Source organism: Rhodobacter sp. SGA-6-6 (assembly GCF_011043545.1).
Lineage (GTDB): Bacteria > Pseudomonadota > Alphaproteobacteria > Rhodobacterales > Rhodobacteraceae > Pseudogemmobacter.
In genome coordinates, this window is the sequence record NZ_JAAKGP010000004.1 from 282801 (window position 1) to 308752 (window position 25952).

Consider the following 25952-nt stretch of genomic DNA (forward strand, 5'->3'; position numbering starts at 1 on the left):
TCACCCCCGGACCCCCAGAGTATTTCGGCCAAGATGAAGGGCTGGGTCGTTGTCGCCGGTCTCGGGCCGGGAAGCGAAGCCTTGGTGACGCCCGAGGTCTCGGCCGCGCTGGCCGAGGCGACGGATGTGGTGGGCTACATTCCCTACGTCGCCCGGGTGGCGCCGCGGCCGGGGCTGGCGCTGCATCCCTCCGACAACCGGGTGGAGCTGGAGCGGGCGGCGCTGGCGCTGCGGTTGGCGGCGGAAGGGCGGCGGGTGGTCGTGGTTTCCTCCGGCGATCCCGGCGTCTTCGCCATGGCCTCGGCGCTGTTCGAGGCGATGGAGGCGCGCGCGGACTGGCAGCGGCTGGAGGTGCGGGTGCTGCCCGGGATCACCGCCATGCTGGCCGCGGCGGCGGCAGCGGGGGCGCCGCTGGGGCACGACTTCTGCGCGATCAACCTCAGCGACAACCTCAAGCCCTTCGATCTGGTGCTGAAGCGGGTGCGGCTGGCGGCGGAGGGCGATTTCGCCATGGCCTTCTACAATCCCCGTTCCAAGGCCCGGCCGGGGCAGTTCGCGCAGGTGCTAAAGGTGCTGCGCGAGGTCTGCGGGCCGGAGCGGCTGGTGATCTTCGCCCGCGCCGTCTCCACCCCCGAGCAGCAGATCCGGGTGGCGACGCTGGCCGAGGCGGAGCCCGGAATGGCCGACATGCGGACAGTGGTGCTGGTGGGGTCCTCGCTGACCAGGGCTGTCGGGCGCTTCGTCTATACCCCGAGGTCGGCATGACACCAGCGCAACGCCTCTTCCACCGTCGCCGCCACCGGCCGGGGCGGCAGGGCTGGCCGGTCGATCAGGATCACCGGCAGAGACAGGTCGCGGGCGGCCGTCAGCTTGGCCTCCGCCCCCGCGCCGCCGGCGTTCTTGGCGACGATCAGGGTGATGCCGTGGCGCAGCATCAGCGCGCGGTCCTGCGCCGCATCGAAGGGCCCGCGGGCGAGTTCCAACGTGCAATCGGGCAGCGGCAGCGCCCCGGGCGGATCGACGAGGCGCAGCAGGTAATGGTGCTGCGGCTGGCCGGCGAAGGCAGACAGATGCTGGCGGCCGATGGCGAGGAACACCCGCTGCCTCGGGCCGTCCAGCAGGGCGGCGGCGGCCTGAAGGTCGGGGACCATGGTCCAGCGGTCGCCCGGGCCGGGCTGCCATGCCGGGCGCTCCAGCGCCAGCAGCGGCGTGCCGGTGGCGGCGCAGGCGGCCACCGCGTTGCGGCTCATCTGCGCCGCGAAGGGATGCGTCGCGTCGATCACCCGGCCGATGCCTTCGGCCTTCAGGTAGCGCGCCAGCCCCTCGGCCCCGCCGAAGCCGCCGATGCGGGTGGGCACCGGCTGCGCCCGCGGGCTTTCGGTGCGCCCGGCATAGGACAGGACAGCAGGCAGGCCCGCGGCGGCCAAAAGCTCGGCCAAGCGGCTGGCCTCGGTGGTGCCGCCGAGGATGAGGGTGGTCATGGCTGAATGGCTTTCGATCATCGGCATCGGCGAGGATGGCGTGGAGGGCCTGGGAAAGTCCAGCCTCGCCGCATTGGCCTCGGCCGAGGTGGTCTTCGGCGCGCCGCGGCATCTGGCGATGGTGGCGCATCCCGACCGGCGGGACTGGCCGGTGCCCTTCTCCATCGCCCCGGTGCTTGGCTTACGCGGGCGCAGGGTGGCGGTGCTGGCCTCGGGCGATCCGTTCTGGCACGGCGCCGGCGGCACGCTGGCGGCGGCGCTGTCCCCGGGCGAGTGGCGGGCCTATCCGGCGGTCTCCTGCCTCTCGCTGGCCGCCGCAAGGCTGGGCTGGCGGCTGGAGGAGGTGACGGCGCTCGGCCTCCACGCCGCACCGATGACGCGGCTGCGGCCGCATCTGGCGCCCGGTGCGCGGACGATCGTCACCCTGCGCGACGGGGCGGCGGTGGCGGAACTGGCGGGCTGGCTGGCGGCGGAAGGGTTCGGGGAAACCCGGCTCGCGGTGATGGAACGGCTGGGCGGCCCGGCGGAACGGCTGCGCGAGACGCAGGCGGCAGGCTTCGCCCTGGACGATATCGACCCGCTGGTGACGGTGGCGCTTGAGATTGCCGGCACCGGCCGGGTGATCCCCCGCGCCTCCGGCCTGCCCGACGACCTGTTCGGCCACGACGGCCAGATCACCAAGCGCCCCGTCCGGGCGCTGGCGCTCTCGGCCCTCGCACCGCGGCCGGGGGAGCTGCTGTGGGACATCGGCGCCGGATCGGGCTCGGTCGGCATCGAATGGCTGCTGGCGCATCCCTCCACCCGCGCCATCGGCATCGAGCGCGATCCCGCCCGCGCCGCCCGGGCGCGCGCGAACGCCGCAAGGCTGGGCGCCGACCGGCTGGACCTGCGCGAGGGCGCGGCGCTGGAGCTGCTGGCCGGCCTGCCCGACCCGCAGGCCGTCTTCGTCGGCGGCGGCGCCGACGAGGCGCTGCTGGTCGCGCTGTGGCAGAGACTGCCGGAAACCTGCCGCCTGGCCGTCCATGCGGTGACGCTGGAGACCGAGGCGCTGCTGGCCCGATGGCACGGCGCCAAAGGCGGCAGCCTTCTTCGCATCGAGCTTTCCGAAACCGCGCCCCTCGGCCGCAAACGCGGCTGGAAGGCGCATTATCCCGTTGTGCAATGGAGCGTGACACGATGATCGCAGGCTTGGGATTCCGCGACGAGGCGCAGCTTGCCTCGCTGCTCGACGCGCTGGACCGGGCCAAGGCCCGCGACGCGCGCCGCTTGGCCCTGCCTGCGCGCAAGGCCGGGCATCCGCTGGCGGCGGAGCTGCAACGGCTGGGCTACGACCTGATCTGGATCAAGGATGCCGCGCTGGCCGCCATCTCGACGCCGACGCAAAGCGCCATCGCACTGGCGGTCTACGGCACCGGCAGCGTGGCCGAGGCCTGCGCGCTGGCCGCCGCCGGGCCGCGGGCCTGGCTGGCCGCGCCCCGTGCGCTTTCCGAAGACCGCCTTGCCGCCGCCGCCCTGGCCCTGACCGGAGACACCCCATGACCGTGCATTTCATCGGCGCCGGCCCCGGCGCGCCCGACCTCTTGACGCTGCGCGGCCGCGACCTGATCGCCGTCTGCCCGGTCTGCCTTTACGCCGGATCGCTGATCCCCGAGGCGGTGCTGGCGCATTGCCCGCCCGGCGCGCGGATCGTCAACACCGCGCCGATGGATCTGGACGCCATCGTCGCCGAGATCATGGCCGCCCATGCCGAGGGCCTCGACGTGGCGCGGCTGCATTCCGGCGACCTGTCGGTCTGGTCGGCGATGGGAGAACAGGTGCGGCGGCTGCGGGCGCTGGACATCCCCTATACGGTGACGCCCGGCGTGCCCTCCTTCGCCGCCGCCGCCGCCACGCTGGGGATGGAGCTGACGCTGCCGGGGCTGGCGCAGAGCCTGGTGCTGACCCGCACCGGCGGCCGCGCCTCGCCGATGCCGGGGGGCGAGACGCTGGCGAACTTCGCCGCCACCGGGGCGACGCTGGCGATCCACCTGTCGATCCACCGGCTGGGGGAGGTGGCTGCGGAACTGGCGGCCTACTACGGCGCCGATTGCCCGGTGGCGGTGGTCTGGCGCGCGACATGGCCCGACGAGCGGGTGGTGCGCGGCACCTTGGCGACCATCGCCGCGGAGGTGGGCGAGACGATGGAGCGCACGGCGCTGATCCTGGTCGGCCGGACGCTGGCGCAGGAGGGCTTCGCCGAAAGCCGGCTCTACGCCGCCGACTACGACCGCCGCTTCCGCGCCGGCCGGGCGGACATGGTGCGCGAATGACGCCGGGCTTGATCGTCTCGGCCCCCGCCTCGGGCACCGGCAAGACCACGGTCATGCTGGGCCTGCTGCGCTGCCTGGCCGAGGACGGCGTGGCGGTGCAGCCCTACAAATGCGGGCCGGATTACATCGACCCGGCCTTCCACCGCGCCGCCTGCGGGCGGGAGAGCTTCAACCTCGACTCATGGGCGATGCCCCGCGGCCTGCTGGCCACGCAGCTGGCGCGGGGCAGCGATGTCGCGCTGGCCGAGGGCTCGATGGGCCTCTTCGACGGCGTGGCCTTCCCGGGCGAGGCCGGCACCGGCGCCAGCGCCGATATCGCCGCGCTGACCGGCTGGCCGGTGGTGGTGGTGCTGGATGTCTCGGGCCAGGCGCAGACCGCCGCGGCGCTGGCCTTGGGGATGGCGCGGTTCCGCATGGATGTGCCGGTGGCCGGGGTGATCCTGAACCGCGTCGCCTCGCCCCGGCACGAGCGGCTGTGCCGGCTGGGGATGCAGGCGGCGGGGCTGCGGGTCTTCGGCGCCCTGCCCCGGCGCGGCGACCTGACCCTCCCCGAGCGGCACCTGGGGCTGGTGCAGGCGGTGGAGCATCCCGATCTGGAAACCGCCGTCGCCCGCTACGCCGCCTTCCTGCGCGAGCATGTCGACCTGACGGCGATCAGGGCCGCAGCGGCGGGCGGGGCCGACCTTGGCGCGACCACCCTGCCGCCGCCGCCCGGCCAGCGCATCGCCCTGGCCCGCGATGCGGCGTTTTCCTTCACCTATCCGCATCTCCTCGACGCCTGGCGCCGGCAGGGGGCCGAGGTGCTGCCCTTCTCGCCGCTGGCCGACGAGCCGCCACCGGCGGCAGATGTCTGCTGGCTGCCGGGCGGCTACCCCGAACTGCACGCCGGACGGATCGCCGCCGCCGGCCGCTTCCTTGCCGGGTTGCGCGCCTTCCCGGGGCCGGTCCATGGCGAATGCGGCGGCTACATGGTGCTGGGGGAGGCGCTGGTCGACGCCTCCGGCACCCGCCACGCGATGGCCGGGCTGCTCGGCCTGGTCACCAGCTACGAGAAGCGGAAGATGCACCTCGGCTACCGGCTGGCCGAGCTGGCCGCGCCGATCCCCGGCCACGGCCCCGGCAGCCGCCTGCGCGGGCACGAGTTCCACTATTCCACCATCCTGTCGCAGCCCGACGCGCCGCTGGCCCGCGTCACCGATGCCGAAGGCGCCGAGGTGGCCGAGACCGGATCGCGCCGGGGCCGCGTCACCGGCACCTTCTTCCACCTGATCTCGGGGGTCGCATGAGCGGGTTCGTCAGCTTCGTCTCCTCCGGCCCCGGCGACCCGGAGCTGCTGACGCTGAAGGCGGCAGACCGGCTGCGGCGGGCCGATGTGGTGCTCTATGACGACCTCTCCGCCGGGCCGATCCTCAATCTGGCCGCCGTCGGGGCCGACCTGATCTCGGTCGGCAAAAGGGCGGGCCGCGCCTCGCCGCGGCAGGATCACGTCAGCCGGCTGCTCGTGGACCATGCCCGCACCGGCGCGCGGGTGGTGCGGTTGAAGTCCGGCGATTCCGGGCTGTTCGGGCGGCTGGAGGAGGAGATCGCGGCGCTGAAGGAAGCGGGCGTGCCGTTCGAGATCGTGCCCGGCGTCACCGCACCCTCCGCTGCCGCCGCTGCCGCCGGCATCCCGCTGACCCGGCGGGGGACGGCGCGGCGGGTGCAGTTCGTCACCGGCCACGACGTGACCGGCCGCCTGCCCGAGGGGCTGAACTGGACCGCGCTCGCCGACCCGCAGGCGGTGACCGCGGTGTTCATGGCGCGGGCGACCTTCCCGCAGCTGGCCGCCTGGCTGATCGCCCACGGCCTGCCGCCCGACACGCCCGCGCTGCTGGCGCAGGGCGTCTCCACCCCGGCCCAGGCGCTGCAGCGCGACACCGTGGCCGGGCTGGCGGCGCATCTGGCCGGGGCCGCCCCCGACCCGGCGCCGACGCTGATCCTTTACGGGGCCTTGGCGGGGTGACGGCGCAGCAGGTAGATGTCCATGATCCAGCCATGCGCCGCCCGCGCGGCCTCGCGCGCCGCAACGATGCGCGGCCCCGCCTCGGCCAGCGGCCCGCGGTCGGTGATCTGGTTCGCCATCCCGACATAGGCGCCCCACCAGATCTGGACCCCCTCGGGCGGCAGGGTCCGGAACGAGGCCTCGCCGTCCAGCATGACGACCAGCGTGTCCACCCCCTCGGGCCAGCCGCCCTCGCGCAGCCGGCGGCCGGTGGTGACGAGGAAGGGCGCGCCGAGGTCGTTCAGGGGCACGCCATGCGCCGCGGCCAGCACCTGCGGCGACATCAGGCCGGGGATCACCGTCACCTCCGCCCCCGGCAGCCGCGCGGCGATGCGCAGCGTGCTGTCGTAGAGCGAAGGGTCGCCCCAGACCAGCAGCGCCACCACCTTCGCGCCCGGATGGGCGGCGATGGCCTCGGCCCAGCGGGCGGCGATGGCGTCGTGCCAGTCGTTCACCCGGGAGAGATAGGACGGGTTGGCCGGATCGCGCACCGGCATGTCGAATTCGGCCAGCACGGCGGGATTCTCCAGCACCTCGGCGCAGATCGCCCGGCGCAGCTCGGCCAGATCGGCCTTGTCCTTTCCCTTGCGCGGGATCAGAACCAGATCGGCCCGGTTCAGCGCCCGGATGGCCTGAAGGGTCAGGTGCTCCGGGTTGCCCGTGCCGATACCGATGAGCAGAAGTTCCATGCCTGACCCCGCTTGCCTTTCGCCCCAGAAACCACTCCCGCCCCGGGAAGGGAAGCCCCCCCTGCGGGTGGCGGGGCATATGGGAGAGCTGATCCAGGGCCGCCTCGGGCCCCAGGGGCCGGTGGCGCTGGTCACCCTGCCCTGCCCGGTGCTGGCGGTGACGGCGCGGCGGGAGCCGGGGGCCTTCGCGCTGCACCTCGAAGGCGAGGTGGCGCTGGACGCCGACCGCGCGGCGGCGCTGCTGCGGGCGCTGGAGCTGCCGGTCGCGGGGCGGTTCACCTTGCGGGGCGACCTGCCGCCCGGCGGCGGCGCGGGGGCCTCCACCGCCGCGCTGGTGGCGCTGGCGCGGGCGGCGGGGGCGGAGGAGGCGCGGATCGCTACGGCCTGCCGCGTGGTGGAGGGGGCCACCGACCCGCTGATGTTCGCCGAACCGGGGCGGCTCCTCTGGGCCTCTCGGCAGGCCCGGGTGCTGGCGCATCTGCCCCCGCTGCCGCGGCTGGAGATGTTGGCGGGCTTCCACGGCCCCGCCCGGCGCACCGATCCCGAGGATCAGGATTTCCCCGACATCGCCGACCTCGCCGCCGCCTGGCCCGACGCCTGCCGCTCGGCCGAAGGCGTGGCGGCACTGGCCAGCACCTCGGCCCGCCGGACGCTCGGCTCGCGCGGCCCGACAGGGGACCCGACCGAGCGGCTGGCGGAGCGGCTGGGGGCTGCCGGTTTTGCCATCGGCCACACCGGCCCGGCGCGGGCGCTGCTGTTCCTGCCGGGAAAGGTGCCGGAAGAGGCGGAGGCGGCGCTGCGCGCGGCGGGCTTCCGCGGCATCCTGCGCTACGGCATCGGAGACGGACATGCGTGACCACGGCGGCAACCTCGACGCGGCGAGGACCCGCTACGGAGCGGGTGACTGGATCGACCTGTCGACCGGGATCAACCGCGTCCCCTGGCCGGTCCCCGTCCTGCCCGCCCGCGCCTGGACCGACCTGCCGACCCGGGCCGACATGGACCGTCTGGCAGAGGCAGCCCGCAGGGCCTGGGGTGTCACCGGCGCGGTGGTGCCGCTGGCCGGGGCCAGCCAGGCGATCCAGCTTGTGCCGCATCTCGCGCCGCCCGGCCTCGCCCGGGTGCTGTCGCCGACCTACAACGAACATGCCGCCGCCTTGGCGCAGGCCGGCTGGCGGGTGGAGGAGGTGGCGGAGCCGCGGGCGCTGGAAGGCGCGGACATGGCGGTGGTGGTGAACCCCAACAACCCCGACGGCCGCGATCTGCCGCCCTCCGCCCTTCTGGACCTGCTGCAGAAGGTCGGCACGCTGGTGGTGGACGAAAGCTTCGCCGACCCGACGCCGGAGTTGTCGCTGGCCGGGGAAACGGGGCGCGGGAACCTCTGGGTGCTGCGCTCCTTCGGCAAGTTCTACGGGCTGGCGGGGCTGCGGCTCGGCTTCGCCCTCGGGGCCCCGGAGGCAGCGGAACGGCTGGCCGCGCTGGCCGGCCCTTGGCCCGTCTGCGGCGCGGCGGTGGAGATCGGCGCCCGCGCGCTGGCCGATACCGGCTGGCAGGCCGCCACCGCCGCCCGGCTGGCCGAGGATGCACACCGGATGGACCGCCTGTCGCCCTGGCCGCTGGCCGGCGGCACCACGCTCTTCCGCCTCTACGACACCCCCGATGCCGCTGCGGCGCAGGACGCCCTCGCCCGTCACCGCATCTGGAGCCGCATCTTCCCCTGGTCGCGGCGGCTGATCCGCCTGGGCCTGCCCGCACCGCAGGAATGGGGCCGGGTGGACCGCGCCCTGGCAACCGCGAATTGACAGGCCGTCCGCGGGGGCGTAACCCTGTCCCCGCAGCCTCGATGGGAGAAGCCGGTGAGATACCGGCACGGTCGCGCCACTGTGACCGGGGTTTACCCCCGGAAGTCAGACCTCCGATCCGGCTCATAACTTCAACGGGACGCGCAATCCCAAGGAGACCTCGATGTCGGACATCGCCTTCGCCCCCGCCTACCCCATTTCCATCCCCACCCGGGAAATCCTGCCCTGGGCGGTCTTCGCCGGGCTGATCCTGATCCTCGCCGTCTATTTCGTCGGCGCCGAGGAAGGCGCGCTGGCGCTGGTCGATACCGGCGGCGTCATCCACGAATTCGTGCATGACGGCCGGCACCTCCTCGGCTTCCCCTGCCACTGACGGAGGCCGAGATGATGGGAAATCTTCTTCTGCGCGGCATGATCGCCGGGCTGATCGCGGGTGTGCTGGCCTTTGCCGTCGCCTATACCCTCGGCGAACCCGAGGTGAACTATGCCATCGGGCTGGAGGAACAGAAGGCCATCGCCGCCGGCGAGGACCCTTCGGCAGAACCCGAGATCGTCAGCCGCGAGGTGCAGTCGACCATCGGCCTGGCCACCGGCATCCTGGCCTTCGGCGCGGCGGCAGGCGGCATCTTCGCGCTGGTCTTCGCCTATGCCTACGGCCGCGCCACCACTTTGGGCGCCCGGGGCACCTCGGCGCTGCTGGCGGTGGCGGCCTATGTCGCGGTGGTGATCGTGCCGCAGGTGAAATACGCGCCGAACCCGCCCGCGGTGGGCAGCGGCGAGACCATCGGGGCGCGCACCTCGCTGTTCTTCGGGCTGCTGGTGGTGTCGATCGCGCTGATGGTGCTGGCGGTGCTGCTGGCGCGGCGGCTGTGGGCGCAGGGCGCCTGGCGGGCCGGGATCACCGCCGGGCTGGCCTGGCTGGCGGCGGTGGTCGTGGTGCTGCTGGCGCTGCCTTCGGTGAAAGAGGTGCCGGCGGATTTCTCGGCGGATTCGCTCTACCGCTTCCGCATGGTCTCGCTGGCCATCCACGCCGTCCTCTGGGCCGGGATCGGGCTGATCTTCGGCGCGCTGGCCGAGCGGCTGATCGCCGCCTCGCCCCGGCTGCGGCCCGCGGCGGCCTGAGCCTGCGGCCGCCCGCCCAATGCAGGCGGCCATGACCGATGCGGTTCCCCGCCTTCCTCCTCGCCGGCCTGCTGGCGCTGGCGCCCGCACCGGCCCCGGCCCATTCCGGTAAGGTCGTCGCGCCCGGCGACGGCATTGCCATCGCCAGCCTGAGCCATGGCCAGATGGCGGTGATCGCCCGCCACCGCGGCGAAATCCTTGCCCTTGCCGCGCGGCACTACCCGCCGGACGACGGGCTGCGGCGGCTGACCAACTATGCCGCGCTGCAACATGCCTGGTGCCTCTGGGGGCTGATGCCCGGCACCATCAGGGACGAGGCCAGCCCCTTCAACCTCTGCGCCCATGCCGCGCTGGCGGCGACGCGCGACACGCTGCTGCGGCTGGAAGAATTGCGGCCGGGCGACCCGGAGGTCGCCGGGCTGGTGCGCCGGGTGGAGGTGGACATGATGGCGGAAGGCTCGGCGCTGGCGCTGTGCCAATACAGCGGCACCGCCTTCGACACCGCCACCCTGATCCGCCCGGACTGGTCCGCCCTTCCCCGCCATTGGCCGAGCGTTGCCGCCCTGCTGGCGGTGGCGGCGCTGGCGGCGGCAGGGCTGGCCGCGCTGCGGATGCCGCGCCGTGGATGAGCCGCTGGAAACCGGGGCGCTGCTGGCGTCGATGTTCGGCGCCGAGGGGCATCTGTGGAGCGTCGGCACCCTGTCGGCCTTCATGGCGCTGGAGGGCTGCGGCACCCCGGAGCAGACGCCCTCGGGCCTGATCCTTGCGGCAGGCGGCAGCCGCGCCCGGCTGCGCCCCGGCGCGCAGCTGCTGGCCTTCGAGACGCTGAGCAGCGATCCGCGCGGCTGGAACCACGGCATCGCGCTCTGCCTGCCGGGAACGCCCGGCAAGCCCTCGGGCCGCATCACCCGCGTATCGGACGATGATCCGATAATCCCCGCCGACCGCGGCCACCCGGTGCTGGACCTCGGCCTCGGCCAGGGGCCGGTGCGGGCGCTGTTCCGGCCCGCCTCGGAGGACGCCTTCGCCGCCGCGGGGCTGGCCTGGAGCGAGGCGGCGGCGATCCTTGCCCCGCTGCCGGGAGAGTGGATCGTCGACACGCCGGTGCTGCGGGTGGAACGGGCAGGCGCCGTGCTGCATTCCGTCCCGCAGGCGCTGGAGACCGGCCGCAGCCATGCCGAGACCACGCCGGTGCCGCCCGGGCTGATCCCGCTGGCGCATGTCTTCCCGCCGCATCCGGCGCGGCACCGGCCGGGAGAGCCGATGGCCTTCGATCCCGCCCGCCATGCCCGGTTCCAGGCGATCCTGTCCCGCCACGGCCGCCCCGACCTCTGGGCGCTGAAGCAGGAGGTGATGGCGCAACTGGCCGAGGGCCGCTTCGCCCCGCCCGAGACCGACCGCCACGGCGCTACGGTGGTGCGGGTGGCGCTGCGCCAGCACCTGCACCTGCAAGGGCCGCCGCCGCGGGAGTGGCTGGACCGCTTCGACCGCCCGCTGCTGCGCGCGCTGGAAGAGGGGCCCGGGCGGTAGGAGTGCCGGAACCTCGCGCCTGTTCGGGCGGGACAAGGCGAGGCACTGCCTCGCCCCCGCCCGTGCGCAACGGTGCACCCGGATACGATGGCGGCACGAGACCCGGAGAGGCCAGCGCCCGACCCGGCGGGCGAGAAGCGCCCGCCGAGGGCGGGGCGGGCGCTGGCCGGGCCTTTGAGGCCCGGCCGGGACAAGGGGAACCGTTGCGCTTTGGCGAAGGCACGCGCCTTCGCCAAGGAAGCCCGGCAAGAAGTGCCTGAATCCGCCCCCTACACCTCCACCGCCACCTTGCCCATCGGGTGCGAGCAGCAGGCCAGGATCCAGCCCTCGGCCACGTCTTCCTCGGAGATGCCGCCGTTGTGGACCATGTGGACCTCGCCCTCGGTCTTGCGCACCCTGCAGGTGCCGCAGAGGCCGAAGGTGCAGCCGGAGGGGATGTTCAGCCCTGCCCGCTTCGCCACCGCCAGCACGGTGTCGGTCTCGCCGCAGGGCACGGTCCGGCCCGACAGGGTGAAGGCGATCTCCGCCGCCGCCCCCTCGGCCGGGGTCACATCGGCCAGCACCGGCGCCTCGGCCTCGGTCTTCACCGGCGCGCCGAAGCTTTCCTGGTGGTAGCGCGCCATGTCGTAGCCGAGCGCGTTCAGCATGTCGCGCACGCCCTGCATGAAGGGCTCGGGCCCGCAGCAGAACACCTCGCGCTCCAGGTAGTCGGGCGCCATCAGCCCCAGCATGATCTGGTTCAGCCGGCCGAGATAGCCGGGCCAGGCGCGGAACGGGTCCGGCTCCTCGACCGTGAAACGCAGTTGCAACCCGGGCACGCGGTTGGCAAACTGCTCCAGCCTTTCGCGGAAGATGATGTCCGAGGGGCGGCGGGCGGCATGGACGAAGGTGATGTCCGGCATCTCGCCGGAATCCCAGGCCCAGGTGGTCATCGACATCATCGGGGTGATGCCGGAGCCGGCTGAGATGAACAGGTATTTCCGCGCCGGATGGCGGTGGAAGCTGAAGATGCCCGAAGGCCCATAGGCCTTCAGTCGCATCCCCGGGCGCAGATGGTCCAGCATCCAGCGGGTGCCGACCGAATCCCGCTGCGCCTTTACTGTGACCGAGATCGACAGCGGTCGGGAAGGGGACGAGGAAATCGTATAGGTCCGCTGCACGTTCCCCCCGGGGACCGGCAGGTCCAGGGTGACGAACTGCCCCGGCTGGTAGTCGAACCACGCCCCCGAGGGGGCGCGGAAGGTGAAGGTGGCGGTGTCGGCCACGTCGGGCACCACCATGGCGCATTCCAGCGGCTCGGCGTCGGTCCAGGGCTCGGCCGCCCAGTTCAGGCGGGCCATCTATTCCGCCGCCATCGCCGGGACGGGCGCCAGCCGGCGGGTCATCGCGGCGCAATACCAGTCGATGAACTGCGCCACGCCGCTTTCCTGCGCCGGAGAGTAAGGCCCGGGCTCGTAGGCGGGCGAGAGGATGCCCTTCTGGTTCTCCTCCACCACCCGGCGGTCTTCGTCGTTGGTGGCGATCCAGACCTCGGTCAGCCGGGTCAGGTCGTAGTCGCGGCCCTCCACCGCATCCTTGCGGACCAGCCAGGTGGTGACGACCTCGGTCTCGGTCGGGCTGATCGGCAACATGCGGAAGTTCAGCACCGTATCGGACAGGAAATGGTTCCAGGTGTTGGGGTAGTGGAAGAACAGCAGGCTGCCCGCATTGTCGAAGGGCATCCCCGGCAGGCGCGGCGCGGCGGCCTTGCCGTCCATGGTGTAGCTGACCGCATCGCCGACGAAGGGAATCCGCACCAGCCGCCATTGCTCGTCCGGCGCGATCAGGTAGCGCGAGGGCAGGCCGGCGGCCTCGCAGCGTTCCACGTGGGCCTTGCCCACGGGCGAGGACAGGCTGTCGTCGCCGCCGACCAGGTTGGGGTCGTCGTTGAAGGTGCGGCACAGCGCCGGATGGGTGCCGGCACAGTGATAGCACTCGCGGTTGTTCTCCATCACCAGCTTCCAGTTGCCGTTCTCGACGATGCGGGACTGGTGGGCGACCTTCAGCTCGGTCAGGGAATGCGGCGCGGCATAGCGGTCGGCGGCGGCCTTGACGGCCGAGAAATCGGGCGCGGTTTCGGCGACGCAGACGAAGACCATCCCGGCGGCCACCGCGCAATGCACCGGCTTCAGCCCGTGGTCGGCGGGCCTGAACTCCGGCCCCATCTCGCGCGCCCAGACCAGCCTGCCGTCCAGGTCGTAGGTCCATTGGTGATAGGGGCAGACCAGCCTGGCCGTGGTGCCCGAGGGTTTCGGGCAGAGGCGCTGGCCGCGGTGGCGGCAGACGTTGTGGAAGGCGCGGATCGCGCCGTCCGCCCCGCGCACCACCACCAGCGGATAGGCGCCCAGTTGCAGGGCAGCATAGGCGCCGGTCTTCGGCAGCTCCGCCGCCGGGACGGCGAAGATCCAGTCGCGATACCAGATCGCCTCCAGATCGGCCTGGAACACGCCCGGGTCGCAGTAAAGGTCGCGGGTCAGCGAATGCCAGGGGCGGCGGTGCGCGATCTGCGCGGAAATCTCGGAATGGCTCAGCATGGTCGGCCTCGCTTGGCCCATGCATCCCCGCATGGGTCCGGTTGCTGGAATGCGGGGAGATGCAGGGCCGAGGGCGGGCCTGCGGCGGCGCGCCATCGTCCCGCCGCCCGCCGCGGTTGACGTCTTGCAAGGCTGGTTTCCGGGCTGGGGGAGCGGACCCTGCGGTCCTTGCGCGGCGCCTTCCCGGGGGTTTCCCCCCAGTGGCCTTCGCCGCGCTCTCCCGTCACCGTTGCGGGGGCAGCGCCGGTCTTTCACCGGCTTCCCAATTCTCCGCTACAGGTAGCGGCACCTTGCGGAACGGACGATACGCCTCCGCCTGCGGCGGCATATCGCAGGCACGACCTGAACGGCATGGATTCCGACAGGGCGGGGTTGCGGACAGGCGAAGGGCGGCAGCGCGCAATAGCGGAAGCTGGCGTCAGGCGAATCCGCCTGAGGGCACCTTCGGAGGAGAAGGTGTCGTGCACCATCGCCCGGCGTGAGGGTTGGCATACAACAATGTATCCAATACTTATCCATCCTTGACGTTTTTTCCGGCTGCCGCGACCTCTCGCAGATACTCCGCCGCCGCAGGGGAAAAACGGCGAAACGGCTATTCCGTATGGAAAAATCTGCGGAAATATCGGGTTTCCTCCGGCTTTCCGGCGTCTCGCCCCAAGCCGGGACCCTCAGATCGAAGACAGACCGCCCCCAACAACGGCGTTGACAGACCGCCTCGGGGCTGCAAGGCTGATTGTATACAATGAAGGCGGCCGGAGTCGCCCCGCAGGGACATGATGCGCATCAAGCTGATCAATCCGAACACCTCTTCCGCCATGACCGAGGCCATGGCCCGCGCCGCCCGCGAGGTGGCCTCGCCCGGCACCCGGATCGACGCGGTGACCGCGGCCTCCGGCCCCGCCTCGATCGAGGGGCATTACGACGAGGCGATCAGCGTCATCGGGCTGATCGACCAGATGCGCGCCGATCCCGATGCCGACGCCTATGTCATCGCCTGCTTCGGCGACCCCGGCCTGCTGGCCGCGCGGGAACTGACCGAGGCGCCGGTCCTCGGCATCGCCGAGGCGGCGATGCACACCGCAACCTTCCTTGCCACCTCCTTCTCGGTGGTGACCACGCTGGACCGGACCCGGATCATCTCGGAGGCACTGGTGCGCAACTACGGGATGCAGGCCGCCTGCCGCCGGGTGCGCGCCACCGACCTGCCGGTGCTGGAGCTGGAGGAGCCCGGCGACCGGGTGAACGAGATCGTCTTCGCCGAATGCCTGCGCGCGCTGGACCAGGACCGCTGCGGCGCCATCGTCCTGGGCTGCGCCGGCATGGCCGGGCTGGTCGACTACCTGCGCGCCCGCCTGCCGGTGCCGGTGATCGACGGGGTGACCGCGGCGGTGAAGATCGCCGAGGCGCTGGTCGGCGGCGGATTGCGCACCTCGAAGCACGGCGATCTGGCCTATCCGCTGCCGAAGGCCTACTCGGGCAGCCTGGCCGCCTATGCGCCGTCAGTCCGGGAGGGCCTGGGCGAACAGCGACCTGAAATCCACGCCGCCCGTTGACTGCGACAGATCCACCTGGGACTCGATATGCCTGAGATGATGGTCCATCCGCTCGATCGCCGCCGCCTCGTCCCCCGCGGCCAGCGCGTCGATGATCTCGCTGTGCTCGTCGCAGGAACAGGGCACCGCGCCCGGCACCTCGTAAAGCGCGATGATCAGCGAGGTGCGCGAGACCAGCTCCTGCACCACGTCGGCCAGCACCGCATTGTCGGCCAGTTCGGCCAGCGCCTGGTGGAAATCGCCGGACAGCTGGACCCGGCGGCGCTTGTCGTCGGCCAGCTGGGCCTTGCGTTCCTCGGCGACGATGCCGCGCAGCCGGTCCAGCCCGCGGTCGTCGCGCTTGCGGGCGACCTTGCGGACCAGCTCGCTTTCGATGATGTGGCGCGCCTCGAAGACCTGCCGACCCTCCTCGGTGGTCGGGCGGGCGACGCGGGCGCCCTTGTTGGGGGTGATCACCACCAGCTTCTCGTGCGCCAGCCGCTGCAGGACCTTGCGGATGATGGTGCGGCTGACCCCGAAGGCGCCGGCCAGCGCATCCTCCTGCAAGGGCGTGGCGGGGCGCAGCTGGTGGTTGATGATGGCGGCATAGATCGCGCCGTGGATCCGTTCGTCGGTCCGCTGTCCGCGGCCGGGTCTGCGGCTGGCTTCACTTGCAAAATTCACGTCCGGTCCCGCCCGTTCCCGGCCCGCCGCAGCGGCGGCCGCAATATGTATACAATGTTGTTCAACAATCTTGCGCGCCCGCCGTCAAGAGGCAGATTGCCGCGACAGGAGCGGAGGGCAGCACCATGACCGCACCCGCGCTGGAGGTCCGCGACCTGGGCATCGTCTTCGACACGCGGCGAGGGCCGGTCCCGGCCATCGAGGGCGTCAGCTTCGCCATGGCGCGGGGCGAGGTGCTGGGGATCGTCGGCGAATCCGGCGCGGGCAAGTCGCTGACCGGCAATGCGCTGATCGGCCTGTTGCAGGCGCCGGGGCGCATCTCCGCCGGGTCGATCCACCTGGACGGGGCCCGCATCGACGATCTCCCGCGCGAGGCGCAGCGCCGGCTGCGCGGCAAGCGGATCGGCGCCATCTTCCAGGACCCGCTGACCAGCCTGGACCCGCTGATGACCATCGGCGACCAGCTGGTCGAGACGATCCGCGCCCATCTGCCGATGACCGCGGCGGCGGCGAAGCAGCGGGCGCTGGACCTGCTGGCCGAGGTCGGCATCGCCGATCCCGCCAGCCGCTTCGGCCAGTATCCGCACCAGTTCTCGGGCGGGATGCGGCAGCGCATCGTCATCGCGCTGGCCATCGCCGCCGAGCCCGAGGTGATCGTGGCCGACGAGCCGACCACCGCGCTGGACGTCTCGGTGCAGGCGCAGATCCTGGCGCTGCTGCGGCGGCTGGCGCGCGACCACGGCACCGCGATCATGCTGGTGACGCACGACATGGGCGTGATCGCCGAGATCGCCGACCGGGTGGCGGTGATCTATGCCGGCCGGCTGGTCGAGATCGGGCCGGTGGCCGAGGTGCTGCACGCCGCCCGCCACCCCTATACCACCGGGCTGATGAGCCTGATCCCCTCGCTGTCGCGGCGCGAGGAGCGGCTGCCGCAGATCGCCGGCGCGATGCCGCGGCCCGGGCAATGGCCCGGCGGCTGCAGCTTCCATCCGCGCTGCCCGAAGGCCGGCCCGCGCTGCGCGCTCGAAACGCCCCGGCCCGTCGCCACCGATGCGGTGCGGGTCGCCTGCCACCTGTTTTCCGGCGGCACCGCCGCCGCGCCTGCCATCTGAAGACCAAGCCTGAAGAAACCAAGAAACGACCCCAACACGGAGAAACCACCATGCGCCTTCACGTCAAACCCCTGATCCTGGCGGCCGGGCTGGCCGCCTTCGCCGCCGCGGCCGACGCCAATACCCTGCGCTTCGCCGAAGGGCAGGACATCAATTCGATGGACCCGCACGCCGCCCGCGACGACTTCGCGCTCAGCCTCCTGTGCAACGTCTACGAAGGGCTGGTGCGCTGGAACGCCGACCTGGAGATCGAGCCGGCGCTGGCCGAAAGCTGGGAGGCGATCTCGGACACCGAATGGCGCTTCCACCTGCGCAAGGACGTGACCTTCCACAACGGCAACCCCTTCACCGCCGACGACGTGATCTTCTCCTACCACCGCGCCGGGGATGCCGGGTCGCCCTTCGCCGGCCTGCTGGAACCCATCGCCGAGGTGGTGAAGGTCGACGACCATACCGTCGACTTCAAGCTGAAGCGCAAATACGCGCTGGTGCTGAACGACTTCGCCGGCTGGTATATCATGGACAAGGAGTTCCAGGAGGAGATCGGTTCCACCACGCCGCTGGACCTCAGCTCCAACGCCGGCGGGGCGATGCAGACCATGGCCAACGGCACCGGCCCGTTCAAGCTGGTCGAGCGCCAGCCCGACGTGAAGACGGTGCTGGCCGCCAACGCCGACTGGTGGGACGAGAAGAAGCACAACCTGGACGAGATCGTCTATACGCCGATCAGCAACAACGCCACCCGGGTGGCGGCGCTTCTGTCGGGCGAGGTGGACTTCATCCGCAACGCCCCGCCGCAGGACATCGACCGGATCGAGGCGACGCCGGGGATGAAGGTGATGCGCGGCCCGCACCTGCGCACGATCTTCTTCGGCATGGACCAGCAGAGCGACAGCCTGCCCGGCAGCGGGGTCGAGGGCAATCCGCTGAAGGATGTCCGCGTCCGCAAGGCCATCGCCATGGCGATGGATGTCGAGGGGATCAAGCGGTCGATCATGCGCGGCAACTCCAGCCCGGTGGCGACCCAGCTGGCGCCGCAGATGCCGTTCTACGACCCCGCGCTGGAAGAGCCGATCCCCTTCGATCCCGAAGGCGCCAAGGCGCTGCTGGCCGAGGCCGGCTATCCCGACGGCTTCACCCTGACGCTGGACTGCCCGGCCGGGTCCTTCATCAACGACGAGCAGATCTGCCAGGCGGCGGTGGGGATGCTGGCGCGGATCGGCATCACCGTGCAGCTGTCGATGCATCCGCCCGTCCAGTATGACACCGAGCTGCCGGCGGGCCAGTATTCCTTCTACATGCTCGGCTGGGCCGGCCTGCCGACGATCGACCCCTACAACGTGTTCAACGCCACCGTCCACACGCCCTCGGGCGAGCTGGGGGCCTGGAACCCGAAGGGCTATTCCAACGCCCGGGTGGACGAGCTGATCATCCAGATCGGCGAGGAATACGATCCGGCGAAGCGGCAGGAGATGATCTCGGAAGTGCTGAAGACGCAGCGCGACGAGGTGGGCAAGATCATGCTGCACCAGCAATTCCTCACCTGGGGCATGACCGACAAGGTGACCGCCATCGTCCCGGGCGATGAATACACCCGCTTCTGGTATTACACCATGAACTGAGGCGGGCCGCGCGCGCCGGGCCTCCCGCTCCCGGAGGGCCGGCGCGTGCAACCTCTTCTCCAGCCGAAAGCCAGCCGATGATCGCCATCGTCCTCCGCCGTCTGGGCAGCGTCCTTCTGGTGATGCTGGTCGTGGCCGCCCTGTCGTTCCTGATCTTCAACTTCCTGGGCGACCCGGTGAACAACATCCTCGGCGTCAACGCGACGCTGGAGGAGCGCGAGGCCCTGCGCCGCGCCCTGGGGCTGGACCAGCCGACCTGGGTGCAGTTCTGGCATTTCCTCGAACGCGCCGTGGTGGGCGATTTCGGCATCTCCTACCGCAACCGCCAGCCGGTGATGGACCTGATCCTGTCGCGGATGCCCGCCACGGTGGAGCTGGTGCTTTGCGCCACCGTCCTTGCGCTGGCCGTCGGCGTTCCCATGGGCGTCTATTGCGCCCTGCGCCCCCGGGGGGTGCTGTCGCGGGTGTTGCAGATGGTCTCGCTGATCGGCATCTCGATCCCGCAGTTCCTGCTGGGGATGCTGTTGATCCTGGTCTTCTCGGTCGAGCTGCGCTGGCTGTCGGCCTTCGGCCGCGGCGAGGTGGTCGAGATCGGCTGGTGGTCCACCGGCCTTCTGACCGACAGCGGGCGCAAGGCGCTGATCATGCCGGTGCTGACGCTGGCGGTGTTCCAGATCTCGATGATCATGCGGCTGGTGCAGGGCGAGATGCAGGAGGTGCTGCGCGCCGATTTCATCAAGTTCGCCCGCGCCCGCGGCCTGCCCGACCGCGCCGTCAACCTGCGCCATGCCCTGCGCAACTCGCTGTTGCCGGTGGTGACGGTGGTGGGCCTGCAGATCGGCGCGCTGATCGCCTTCGCCATCGTCTGCGAGGCCGTGTTCCAGTGGCCGGGCCTGGGCCTCCTGATCCTGCAGGCCATCGAATATGCCGACTTCCCGGTAATGGCGGCCTATCTGGCGCTGGTCGGCTTCGGCTTCGCCATGATCAACCTGACGGTGGACATGATCTATCTCTTCATCGACCCGAGGATGCGCCGCAAATGAGCCGAACCCTCGCCTCTCTCCGCGCCGCGATGGACAGCGACCTGGCTTGGCGCTTCCGCCAGTCGCCGCCCGCCATGGTCGCCGCCACGCTGCTCTTGGTCATGGTGGTCTGCGCGGTCGCCGCGCCGCTGATCGCGCCGCATACCCCCTTCGACCCGGGCACGCTGAACCTGATGGATTCGCGCCTGCCGCCCGCCTGGGTCGACGGCGGGATGCTGACCTACCCCCTCGGCACCGACGAGCAGGGCCGCGACGTGCTGTCGACCATCTTCTACGGGATGCGTATCTCCATCGCCGTCGGCGTCGCCGCCGTGCTGCTGTCGGTGGTGATCGGGGTGACGCTGGGGCTGGTCGCCGGCTGGTGCGGCGGCTGGGTCGATGCCGCGATCATGCGGCTCGGCGATGTGCAGTTGTCCTTCCCCACCATCATGATCGCCTTCTTCATCGACGGCGTGGCCAAGGCGGTGATGCCGCCCGACCTGCGCGAGATGACGCGGTTCTACGTGGTGATCTTCGCCATCGGCATCGCCGACTGGGTGCAGTTCGCCCGCACCGTCCGCGCCGCCACGATGATCGAGAAGAACAAGGATTACGCCGCCGCCGCCCGGCTGTCGCGGGTGCCGGGGCTGAAGATCCTGTTCGCCCATGTGCTGCCCAACACCCTGGGCCCGGTGATCATCCTTGCCACGCTCGGCCTCGGCGTCGCCATCCTGACCGAGGCGATCCTGTCCTTCCTCGGCCTGGGGATGCCGCCGACCCAGCCCTCGCTCGGCGCGCTGATCCGGGTCGGCAACGACCTGCTCTTGTCCGGCGAGTGGTGGATTTCCATGTTCCCCGGCCTTGCGCTGGTTCTTCTGGTCCTCTCCGTCAACATCTTCGGCGACTGGCTTCGGGATGCCCTGAACCCGCGCCTGAAATGAAAGTGCAATCATGTCCGACCTGCTGATCACCAATGTCCGCCCCGAAGACGGCGCCCCCGCCGACATCCTGATCACCGGAGGCCGCATCGCCGAGGTAGGCCCCGGCCTGACCGCCCCAGCGGACACCCCGGTGCACGACGGCAAGGGCGCCATCGCCATGGCCCCCTTCGTCGAGCCGCATGTCCATCTGGACAAGATTCTCTGGGGCCTGCCCTGGCACCCGATCGAGGTGCCTGCCGGCCTGCGCGCCATGATCGACAACGAGGTGGAGATCCGCCGCAACCTGCCATGGAGCGTCGAGGACCGCGCCGGGCGGCTGATGCGGCAATGCGTGGCCATGGGGTCCACCCACATCCGCAGCCACATCGACATCTCCACCTTCTACAAGCTGGACAACGTGCAGGGCGTGCTGGCGGCTTGGGAGAAGATGAAGGAGGCCGTGGGGCTGGAACTGGTGGCCTTCCCGCAGACCGGGATGATGATCGACCCGGGCTGCGCCGCGCTGATGGAGGCCGCGATGGACGAGGGCTGCTCGGTCGTCGGCGGCATCGACCCCGGCACCATCGACGGCGATCCGAAGGGGCATCTGGACACCATCTTCGGCATCGCCGACCGCAAGGGCGCGAAGATCGACATCCACCTGCACGAGCCGGGGGAACTCGGCCTCTACGAGATGGGGCTGATCTGCGACCGGACCGAGGCTTTGGGAATGGAAGGCCGCGTCGTCGTCAGCCATGCCTTCTGCCTGGGCGACGGGCCGGCGGAGAAGGTCTCGGCGATGATCGAGCGGCTGGCGAAGCTGCGGATCGGCATCATCTCGGCGGTGCCGGGCGAGATCGCCTTCCCGCCGATGTTCGACCTGGCGGCCAAGGGCATTCCCTGCGCGCTGGCCTCGGATTCGATCCGCGACACCTGGAACCCGCACGGCAACGGCGACATGCTGGACCGCTGCTGGCTCTTCGCCTTCCGCAGCTGGAGCCGCACCGACGCCGAGCTGCTGGCCTGCCTGGAGATGGGCCGGTCGCGCGGGGCCGACCTGCTGGAACTGGAGGGCCACGGCCTGGCCCCCGGCTGCGAGGGCAGCCTGCTGCTGGTCGAGGGCGAGAACCGCGCGCAGGTGCTGGTGGACCGCCCCGCCCGCGCGCTTGTGGTCAAGGCCGGACGCATCGTCGCCGAGGCCGGGCGCTACACCGGCCCGGGGGCGCCGTGATGGAGGCCGCGGCCCCCCTCGTCTCGGTCCGGCAGCTGGGGCGCAGCTTCGATGTCTCGGCCCCGGCGATCCAGCGGCTGCTGACCGGCTCGCCCCGGCGCAGCGTGCGGGCGGTGGACGATGTCAGCTTCGCCGTCGATCCAGGCACCACCTTCGCCATCGTCGGCGAGTCGGGCTGCGGCAAGTCCACCCTGACCCGGCTGGTCGCGGGGCTGGACAGCCCGACCGAGGGCGAGGTGCGGCTGCGCGGCCGCGACGGCGGCCCGGTCCGCATCCAGATGGTGTTCCAGGACCCGGTCGGCAGCCTGAACGCCCGCTGGCGCATCGGCCGCTCCATCGCCGAGCCGATGCCGAAGGACATGGACGCCGCCGCCCGCCGCGCCCGGGTGGCCGAGCTGTTGCAGACCGTCGGCCTGTCTCCCGGCGATGCGGCGAAATATCCGCATGAATTCTCCGGCGGCCAGCGCCAGCGCATCGCCATCGCCCGGGCGCTGGCCGGCGAGGCGGACCTGCTGCTGCTGGACGAGCCGACCTCGGCCCTTGACGTGTCGGTGCAGGCGCAGGTGCTGAACCTGCTGAAGGACCTGCAGGACCGGCTGGGGCTGACCTACCTGTTCATCAGCCACAACCTGGCCGTGGTGCGCTTCATGGCCGACCGGCTGGGCATCATGTATCTCGGCCGCATGGTCGAGGAGGGGCCGGCGGAGGTGCTGTTCGGCGCCCCCGCGCATCCCTATACCCGCCAGCTGATGGCCACCGTGCCGGACGTCGACAACCCGCAGCGCGACCGCGAGCCGGTGGCCTTCGAGATTCCCAGCCCGCTGAACATGCCGCCGGGCTGCACCTACAGCCCGCGCTGCCCGCTGGCGATGGAGATCTGCCGGCGCGAGCGCCCCATGCTGCGCGACCGGACGAACGGCACCCGCATCGCCTGCCACGCGGTAGAGGGCTGACATGGACTACGACTTCACCCGCCTGCCCGACGCCGACCGCTACCGCCTCTTGACCAACTTCGTCGGGCCGCGCCCCATCGCGCTGGTCTCCACCGTCGATGCCGCGGGCAATGCAAATGCCGCGCCGATGAGCTTCTTCAACGTCTTCTCGCACGAGCCGCCGATCCTGATCCTCGGCATCCAGCCGCGCATGGACGGCAGCCCGAAGGACACGGTGGCCAACCTGCGCCGCTCGGGCGAGTTCGTGGTGCATATGGTGGACATGGCGACGGCCGGGGCGATGCTGGTGACGGGGCGCGACTACCCGCCCGGCACCGACGAGATCGCCATGGCCGGGCTGACCGCGGTGCCCGCGCGCCAGGTCGCCGCCCCCCGCATCGCCGAGGCGCCCTGCGCCATGGAATGCCGGGTCGAGCAGATCATCGACTACCCCCGCCGCGCCATCGTCCTGGGCCGGGTGGTGCAGATGTTCGTGCAGGACCGCTGCCTGGACGCCCGCGGCCGCTATGTGAACCCCGCCACCTACCAGCCGATCGCGCGGCTGCACGCCGACAACTACGTCACCAGCGACCGCCAGATCGTGCTGGAAGACGCGCCGGAATGGCAAGACCCCGCCTAAGCACGGCAGGACTCCCCATCGGCAACTGTCTGGCGGCATGGTCGGGGAACGTGGTATCGCTGCCCGGGTGGAGCGGCCGCCGGGCGATGCGCCGGCAGCCATGTCTTTCAACGGCGGGAACCGACGATGACCGGGCAGACGATCCGAAACCACACTTTCGCGGCGCTGAAGATCGGCGACGAGGCCTCGCTGACCCGCACCGTCGGGGTCAACGACATCTCGCTGTTCGCGGCGGTCTCGGGCGACGTGAACCCGGCCCATCTGGACCCGCTGTTCATCGGCGACGGCACCGCCTGCGGCCAGATCGCCGCGCATGGGATGTGGACGGCGGCGATGGTCTCGGCCGTGCTGGGCACCCGGCTGCCCGGCCCCGGCACGATCTACCTGGACCAGACCGCCCATTTCCGCTGCCCGGTGGTGCCGGGCGACACCATCACCGCCACCGTGCGGGTGGCGGAAAAGCGCGATCCCGGCCGGATCGTGGTGCTGGACACCTTCTGCACCAACCAGCGCGGCGAGCGGGTGCTGGAAGGAGCCGCCACGGTGGTGGCCCCGGCGAACGAGATGACGCTGCCCGCCACGCCCGCGCCCAAGGCGGTGCTGCTGCCCGCCAGCCGCTACACCCCCTTCATCGACGAGGCCCGCGCCGCCCCGCCGATCCGCGCCGCCATCGTGCATCCCTGCTCGCGCGCCGCCATCCTCGGCGCGGTCGAGGTGCGGGACGAGGGCCTGCTGGACCCGCTGCTGATCGGCCCCGAGGCGAAGATCCGCGCCGTGGCCGAGGAGGCCGGCGTCTCGCTGGAGGGGATGGAGATCGAAAGCACCGAGCACAGCCACGCCGCCGCCGCCCGGGCGGTGGAACTGGCCGTGGCCCGCAAGGTCGCGGTGCTGGTCAAGGGCAGCCTGCACACCGACGAACTGCTGGGCGCGGTGGTGGCGCGCGAGTCCGGCCTGCGGACCGAGCGGCGGATCAGCCATGCCTATGCGATGGACGTGCCCGCCTACGGCAAGCCGGTGATCGTCACCGATGCCGCCATCAACATCGCGCCGACGCTGGAGCACAAGCGCGACATCTGCCAGAACGCCATCGACCTGATGCGGCTGATGGGGGCCGACCAGCCCCGGGTCGCCGTGCTGGCGGCGGCCGAGATGGTCAACCCGGCCATGCCCGCCACGCTGGACGCCGCCGCGCTGACGGTGATGGCGGCGCGCGGCCAGATCACCGGCGGGCTGGTGGACGGGCCGCTGGCCTTCGACAACGCCATCAGCCCCGAGGCGGCGCGGACCAAGGGCATCGCCTCGGCCGTGGCCGGGCAGGCCGACATCCTGCTGGTCCCGGATCTGGAGGCCGGCAACATGCTGGCCAAGCAGCTGATCTATTTCGCCGGCGCCACCGCCGCCGGGCTGGTGCTGGGTGCGCGGGTGCCGATCGTGCTGACCAGCCGGGCCGATCCGCTGTCGGCCCGCATCGCCTCGGCCGCGCTGGCCAAGCTCTGCGTGCTGCGCAAGGCGGTGCCGGGGGTGCCGGCATGAGCGGCACGATCCTGACCTTCAACGCCGGCTCCTCCACGGTGAAGCTGGGGGCCTATGCCATCGAGCGCGGCGGGCTGCGGCATCTGGCCCGCGCCGGGATCGACTTCCGCGACGACCCGCTGGAGGTGCGGCTGACCCTGGGCGAGGACCGGCTGGCGCATCCGCTGGCGGGGGCGGACATGACCTCGGTCCTGCACGCCGCGCTGGACTGGCTGGGCCGGCACATCGACCTGCAGGAGATCGCGGCCATCGGCCACCGCGTGGTGCATGGCGGCGACCTGTTCTCCGGCCCGGCGGTGATCGACGATGACAGCTTGCAGCGGATGGCCAGCCTGTCCCGGCTGGCCCCGCTGCACCAGCCGCAGAACCTGCGGCTGATCGAGGCGATGCGGGCGCTGCGGCCCGAGGTGCTGCAGACCGCCTCCTTCGACACCGCCTTCCACGCCACCCAGGACCCGCTGGCCCGCCGCTTCGCGCTGCCGCGGGCGCTGCACGACCAGGGCATCCGCCGTTACGGCTTCCACGGCCTGTCCTACCGTTACATCGCCGGGGCGCTGCGCGACACCGACCTGCCGGTGGATGCGAAGGTGGTGGTGGCGCATCTGGGCAGCGGCGCCAGCCTCTGCGCCATGCAAGGCGGCATCAGCCGCGACAGTTCGATGGGCTTCTCCACGCTGGACGGCATCCCGATGGCCACCCGCTGCGGCGCGCTGGACCCGGGGGTGCTGCTGCATCTGCTGGGCCCGATGAGCTGGAGCCTGGACCGGGTGGAGCGGATGCTCTACCACGAAAGCGGATTGCTGGGGGTCTCGGGCCTGAACGCCGACAGCCGCGACCTGCTGGAAAGCCCCGCGCCGGAGGCGGCCGAGGCCATCGCCCTCTTCTGCCTGCGCATCGCCGGCGAGACGGCGCGGCTGGCCGCCACCCTGGGCGGGCTGGACGCGCTGGTCTTCACCGCCGGCATCGGCGAGAACCAGCCCCGCATCCGCACCATGATGGCCGAACGGCTGGGCTGGCTGGGGCTGGCGCTGGACGATGCCGCCAATGCGGCGAACGCGCGCCGCATCAGCCGCCCGGACAGCCGCGTCGCCGCCTTCGTCATCCCGACCGACGAGGAACGCATCATCGCCGAAGAGGCGCTGAGCCTGCGCAGGCGGGCCTAGCTTCGGCCCGA

At 71.6% G+C, this 25952-nt stretch carries 27 protein-coding genes and 2 riboswitches; of the genes, 22 read left to right on the forward strand and 5 right to left on the reverse strand.

The features are described from left to right. The first annotated feature begins 33 nt into the window (after positions 1–33). Positions 34–765, forward strand: coding sequence for a precorrin-3B C(17)-methyltransferase (gene cobJ, locus G5B31_RS10305; protein ID WP_165016941.1), 732 nt, complete (start codon positions 34–36; stop codon positions 763–765). Here cobJ and G5B31_RS10310 read toward each other — a convergent pair. Then, positions 744–1481: a cobalt-precorrin-6A reductase gene (locus G5B31_RS10310; protein ID WP_165016944.1), complete on the reverse strand. Its 738-nt coding sequence runs from the start codon at positions 1479–1481 to the stop codon at positions 744–746. The genes cobJ and G5B31_RS10310 overlap by 22 nt on opposite strands. Between G5B31_RS10310 and cbiE the strand changes: the two genes are divergently transcribed. The 5 genes from cbiE to cobA are packed head-to-tail and all read left to right on the forward strand — an operon-like array spanning position 1480 to position 5792. Beyond that, a complete protein-coding gene (cbiE, locus tag G5B31_RS10315) occupies positions 1480–2661 on the forward strand; it encodes a precorrin-6y C5,15-methyltransferase (decarboxylating) subunit CbiE (RefSeq protein WP_165016947.1) in 1182 nt (393 codons plus the stop codon). The two genes, G5B31_RS10310 and cbiE, sit on opposite strands and share 2 nt — an antisense overlap. Next, complete coding sequence (locus G5B31_RS10320) at positions 2658–3020, forward strand: cobalamin biosynthesis protein (protein WP_205911874.1); 363 nt, start codon at positions 2658–2660, stop codon at positions 3018–3020. Before cbiE ends, G5B31_RS10320 begins: the two co-directional genes overlap by 4 nt. Then, on the forward strand, positions 3017–3790 hold the full coding sequence (cobM, locus tag G5B31_RS10325; RefSeq protein ID WP_165016953.1) for a precorrin-4 C(11)-methyltransferase: 774 nt from the start codon (positions 3017–3019) through the stop codon (positions 3788–3790). The genes G5B31_RS10320 and cobM overlap by 4 nt, the downstream gene beginning before the upstream one ends. Next, on the forward strand, positions 3787–5076 hold the full coding sequence (locus tag G5B31_RS10330; protein WP_165016956.1) for a cobyrinate a,c-diamide synthase: 1290 nt from the start codon (positions 3787–3789) through the stop codon (positions 5074–5076). Before cobM ends, G5B31_RS10330 begins: the two co-directional genes overlap by 4 nt. Next, on the forward strand, positions 5073–5792 hold the full coding sequence (gene cobA / locus G5B31_RS10335; RefSeq protein WP_165016959.1) for a uroporphyrinogen-III C-methyltransferase: 720 nt from the start codon (positions 5073–5075) through the stop codon (positions 5790–5792). The genes G5B31_RS10330 and cobA overlap by 4 nt, the downstream gene beginning before the upstream one ends. Here the strand turns inward: cobA and cobF are convergent. Continuing rightward, on the reverse strand, positions 5771–6520 hold the full coding sequence (gene cobF / locus G5B31_RS10340; protein ID WP_165016963.1) for a precorrin-6A synthase (deacetylating): 750 nt from the start codon (positions 6518–6520) through the stop codon (positions 5771–5773). The two genes, cobA and cobF, sit on opposite strands and share 22 nt — an antisense overlap. Before the next feature lie 79 nt (positions 6521–6599). Between cobF and G5B31_RS10345 the strand changes: the two genes are divergently transcribed. From G5B31_RS10345 to G5B31_RS10370, 6 genes are all read left to right on the forward strand, one after another. Further along, positions 6600–7376, forward strand: coding sequence for a propanediol utilization protein (locus G5B31_RS10345; protein ID WP_240904362.1), 777 nt, complete (start codon positions 6600–6602; stop codon positions 7374–7376). Further along, on the forward strand, positions 7369–8322 hold the full coding sequence (gene cobD, locus G5B31_RS10350; protein ID WP_165016966.1) for a threonine-phosphate decarboxylase CobD: 954 nt from the start codon (positions 7369–7371) through the stop codon (positions 8320–8322). The genes G5B31_RS10345 and cobD overlap by 8 nt, the downstream gene beginning before the upstream one ends. Then, positions 8317–8455: riboswitch (cobalamin riboswitch) on the forward strand. Its footprint overlaps the gene before it by 6 nt. A 30-nt stretch (positions 8456–8485) precedes the next feature. Next, a complete protein-coding gene (locus tag G5B31_RS10355) occupies positions 8486–8695 on the forward strand; it encodes a CbtB-domain containing protein (RefSeq protein WP_165016969.1) in 210 nt (69 codons plus the stop codon). A gap of 11 nt (positions 8696–8706) precedes the next feature. Continuing rightward, positions 8707–9444, forward strand: a complete 738-nt coding sequence (locus tag G5B31_RS10360) for a CbtA family protein (protein ID WP_165016972.1) — start codon at positions 8707–8709, stop codon at positions 9442–9444. A gap of 38 nt (positions 9445–9482) precedes the next feature. Beyond that, positions 9483–10073, forward strand: a complete 591-nt coding sequence (locus G5B31_RS10365; RefSeq protein ID WP_165016975.1) for a hypothetical protein — start codon at positions 9483–9485, stop codon at positions 10071–10073. Further along, the gene (locus G5B31_RS10370) at positions 10066–10974 is read left to right on the forward strand and encodes a DUF6925 family protein (protein WP_165016978.1); all 909 of its coding nucleotides are present in this window, start codon (positions 10066–10068) and stop codon (positions 10972–10974) included. The genes G5B31_RS10365 and G5B31_RS10370 overlap by 8 nt, the downstream gene beginning before the upstream one ends. A 269-nt stretch (positions 10975–11243) precedes the next feature. Here the strand turns inward: G5B31_RS10370 and G5B31_RS10375 are convergent, their stop codons facing one another. Both G5B31_RS10375 and G5B31_RS10380 read right to left on the reverse strand, forming a co-directional pair. Then, complete coding sequence (locus G5B31_RS10375) at positions 11244–12314, reverse strand: hybrid-cluster NAD(P)-dependent oxidoreductase (protein ID WP_165016981.1); 1071 nt, start codon at positions 12312–12314, stop codon at positions 11244–11246. Continuing rightward, positions 12315–13547, reverse strand: coding sequence for an aromatic ring-hydroxylating dioxygenase subunit alpha (locus tag G5B31_RS10380; protein ID WP_165016983.1), 1233 nt, complete (start codon positions 13545–13547; stop codon positions 12315–12317). Positions 13548–13659: 112 nt separating this feature from the next. Next, a riboswitch (cobalamin riboswitch) is annotated at positions 13660–13855 on the reverse strand. 465 nt (positions 13856–14320) lie between these two features. Between G5B31_RS10380 and G5B31_RS10385 the strand changes: the two genes are divergently transcribed. Further along, complete coding sequence (locus G5B31_RS10385; RefSeq protein ID WP_276616143.1) at positions 14321–15100, forward strand: aspartate/glutamate racemase family protein; 780 nt, start codon at positions 14321–14323, stop codon at positions 15098–15100. On the opposite strand, the gene G5B31_RS10390 is transcribed toward G5B31_RS10385, so the two are convergent. Beyond that, positions 15047–15763, reverse strand: coding sequence for a GntR family transcriptional regulator (locus G5B31_RS10390; protein ID WP_165016987.1), 717 nt, complete (start codon positions 15761–15763; stop codon positions 15047–15049). The genes G5B31_RS10385 and G5B31_RS10390 overlap by 54 nt on opposite strands. A 125-nt stretch (positions 15764–15888) precedes the next feature. On the opposite strand from G5B31_RS10390, the gene G5B31_RS10395 reads away from it, so the two are divergent. The 9 genes from G5B31_RS10395 to G5B31_RS10435 all read left to right on the forward strand — a co-directional run bounded on the left by G5B31_RS10395 (position 15889) and on the right by G5B31_RS10435 (position 25941). Next, complete coding sequence (locus tag G5B31_RS10395; protein WP_165016989.1) at positions 15889–16878, forward strand: ABC transporter ATP-binding protein; 990 nt, start codon at positions 15889–15891, stop codon at positions 16876–16878. A 50-nt stretch (positions 16879–16928) separates the two neighbouring features. Then, on the forward strand, positions 16929–18500 hold the full coding sequence (locus G5B31_RS10400) for an ABC transporter substrate-binding protein (protein ID WP_165016991.1): 1572 nt from the start codon (positions 16929–16931) through the stop codon (positions 18498–18500). A gap of 77 nt (positions 18501–18577) precedes the next feature. Then, entirely contained in the window at positions 18578–19543 is a 966-nt protein-coding gene (locus G5B31_RS10405; RefSeq protein ID WP_165016992.1) for an ABC transporter permease, read from the forward strand. Then, positions 19540–20463 carry an ABC transporter permease gene (locus G5B31_RS10410; protein WP_165016994.1) on the forward strand — a complete coding sequence of 308 codons (924 nt, stop codon included), beginning with the start codon at positions 19540–19542 and terminating at the stop codon, positions 20461–20463. The genes G5B31_RS10405 and G5B31_RS10410 overlap by 4 nt, the downstream gene beginning before the upstream one ends. Before the next feature lie 10 nt (positions 20464–20473). Continuing rightward, positions 20474–21673 carry an amidohydrolase gene (locus G5B31_RS10415; RefSeq protein ID WP_165016997.1) on the forward strand — a complete coding sequence of 400 codons (1200 nt, stop codon included), beginning with the start codon at positions 20474–20476 and terminating at the stop codon, positions 21671–21673. After that, entirely contained in the window at positions 21673–22626 is a 954-nt protein-coding gene (locus G5B31_RS10420; RefSeq protein WP_165017000.1) for an ABC transporter ATP-binding protein, read from the forward strand. The genes G5B31_RS10415 and G5B31_RS10420 overlap by 1 nt, the downstream gene beginning before the upstream one ends. Position 22627: 1 nt before the next feature. Further along, on the forward strand, positions 22628–23245 hold the full coding sequence (locus G5B31_RS10425; protein ID WP_165017003.1) for a flavin reductase family protein: 618 nt from the start codon (positions 22628–22630) through the stop codon (positions 23243–23245). Positions 23246–23371: 126 nt separating this feature from the next. Next, complete coding sequence (locus tag G5B31_RS10430; RefSeq protein ID WP_165017007.1) at positions 23372–24778, forward strand: bifunctional enoyl-CoA hydratase/phosphate acetyltransferase; 1407 nt, start codon at positions 23372–23374, stop codon at positions 24776–24778. Continuing rightward, on the forward strand, positions 24775–25941 hold the full coding sequence (locus G5B31_RS10435; protein ID WP_165017010.1) for an acetate/propionate family kinase: 1167 nt from the start codon (positions 24775–24777) through the stop codon (positions 25939–25941). The genes G5B31_RS10430 and G5B31_RS10435 overlap by 4 nt, the downstream gene beginning before the upstream one ends. Positions 25942–25952 lie beyond the last annotated feature (11 nt).

Coding starts and splice junctions, on each gene's coding strand:
- cobJ (WP_165016941.1), top strand. CDS start 34: ATGAAGGGCTGGGTCGTTGTCGCCGGTCTCGGGCCGGGAAGCGAAGCC.
- cbiE (WP_165016947.1), top strand. CDS start 1,480: ATGGCTGAATGGCTTTCGATCATCGGCATCGGCGAGGATGGCGTGGAG.
- G5B31_RS10310 (WP_165016944.1), bottom strand. CDS start 1,481: ATGACCACCCTCATCCTCGGCGGCACCACCGAGGCCAGCCGCTTGGCC.
- G5B31_RS10320 (WP_205911874.1), top strand. CDS start 2,658: ATGATCGCAGGCTTGGGATTCCGCGACGAGGCGCAGCTTGCCTCGCTG.
- cobM (WP_165016953.1), top strand. CDS start 3,017: ATGACCGTGCATTTCATCGGCGCCGGCCCCGGCGCGCCCGACCTCTTG.
- G5B31_RS10330 (WP_165016956.1), top strand. CDS start 3,787: ATGACGCCGGGCTTGATCGTCTCGGCCCCCGCCTCGGGCACCGGCAAG.
- cobA (WP_165016959.1), top strand. CDS start 5,073: ATGAGCGGGTTCGTCAGCTTCGTCTCCTCCGGCCCCGGCGACCCGGAG.
- cobF (WP_165016963.1), bottom strand. CDS start 6,520: ATGGAACTTCTGCTCATCGGTATCGGCACGGGCAACCCGGAGCACCTG.
- G5B31_RS10345 (WP_240904362.1), top strand. CDS start 6,600: ATGGGAGAGCTGATCCAGGGCCGCCTCGGGCCCCAGGGGCCGGTGGCG.
- cobD (WP_165016966.1), top strand. CDS start 7,369: ATGCGTGACCACGGCGGCAACCTCGACGCGGCGAGGACCCGCTACGGA.
- G5B31_RS10355 (WP_165016969.1), top strand. CDS start 8,486: ATGTCGGACATCGCCTTCGCCCCCGCCTACCCCATTTCCATCCCCACC.
- G5B31_RS10360 (WP_165016972.1), top strand. CDS start 8,707: ATGATGGGAAATCTTCTTCTGCGCGGCATGATCGCCGGGCTGATCGCG.
- G5B31_RS10365 (WP_165016975.1), top strand. CDS start 9,483: ATGCGGTTCCCCGCCTTCCTCCTCGCCGGCCTGCTGGCGCTGGCGCCC.
- G5B31_RS10375 (WP_165016981.1), bottom strand. CDS start 12,314: ATGGCCCGCCTGAACTGGGCGGCCGAGCCCTGGACCGACGCCGAGCCG.
- G5B31_RS10380 (WP_165016983.1), bottom strand. CDS start 13,547: ATGCTGAGCCATTCCGAGATTTCCGCGCAGATCGCGCACCGCCGCCCC.
- G5B31_RS10385 (WP_276616143.1), top strand. CDS start 14,321: ATGATGCGCATCAAGCTGATCAATCCGAACACCTCTTCCGCCATGACC.
- G5B31_RS10395 (WP_165016989.1), top strand. CDS start 15,889: ATGACCGCACCCGCGCTGGAGGTCCGCGACCTGGGCATCGTCTTCGAC.
- G5B31_RS10400 (WP_165016991.1), top strand. CDS start 16,929: ATGCGCCTTCACGTCAAACCCCTGATCCTGGCGGCCGGGCTGGCCGCC.
- G5B31_RS10405 (WP_165016992.1), top strand. CDS start 18,578: ATGATCGCCATCGTCCTCCGCCGTCTGGGCAGCGTCCTTCTGGTGATG.
- G5B31_RS10410 (WP_165016994.1), top strand. CDS start 19,540: ATGAGCCGAACCCTCGCCTCTCTCCGCGCCGCGATGGACAGCGACCTG.
- G5B31_RS10415 (WP_165016997.1), top strand. CDS start 20,474: ATGTCCGACCTGCTGATCACCAATGTCCGCCCCGAAGACGGCGCCCCC.
- G5B31_RS10420 (WP_165017000.1), top strand. CDS start 21,673: ATGGAGGCCGCGGCCCCCCTCGTCTCGGTCCGGCAGCTGGGGCGCAGC.
- G5B31_RS10425 (WP_165017003.1), top strand. CDS start 22,628: ATGGACTACGACTTCACCCGCCTGCCCGACGCCGACCGCTACCGCCTC.
- G5B31_RS10430 (WP_165017007.1), top strand. CDS start 23,372: ATGACCGGGCAGACGATCCGAAACCACACTTTCGCGGCGCTGAAGATC.
- G5B31_RS10435 (WP_165017010.1), top strand. CDS start 24,775: ATGAGCGGCACGATCCTGACCTTCAACGCCGGCTCCTCCACGGTGAAG.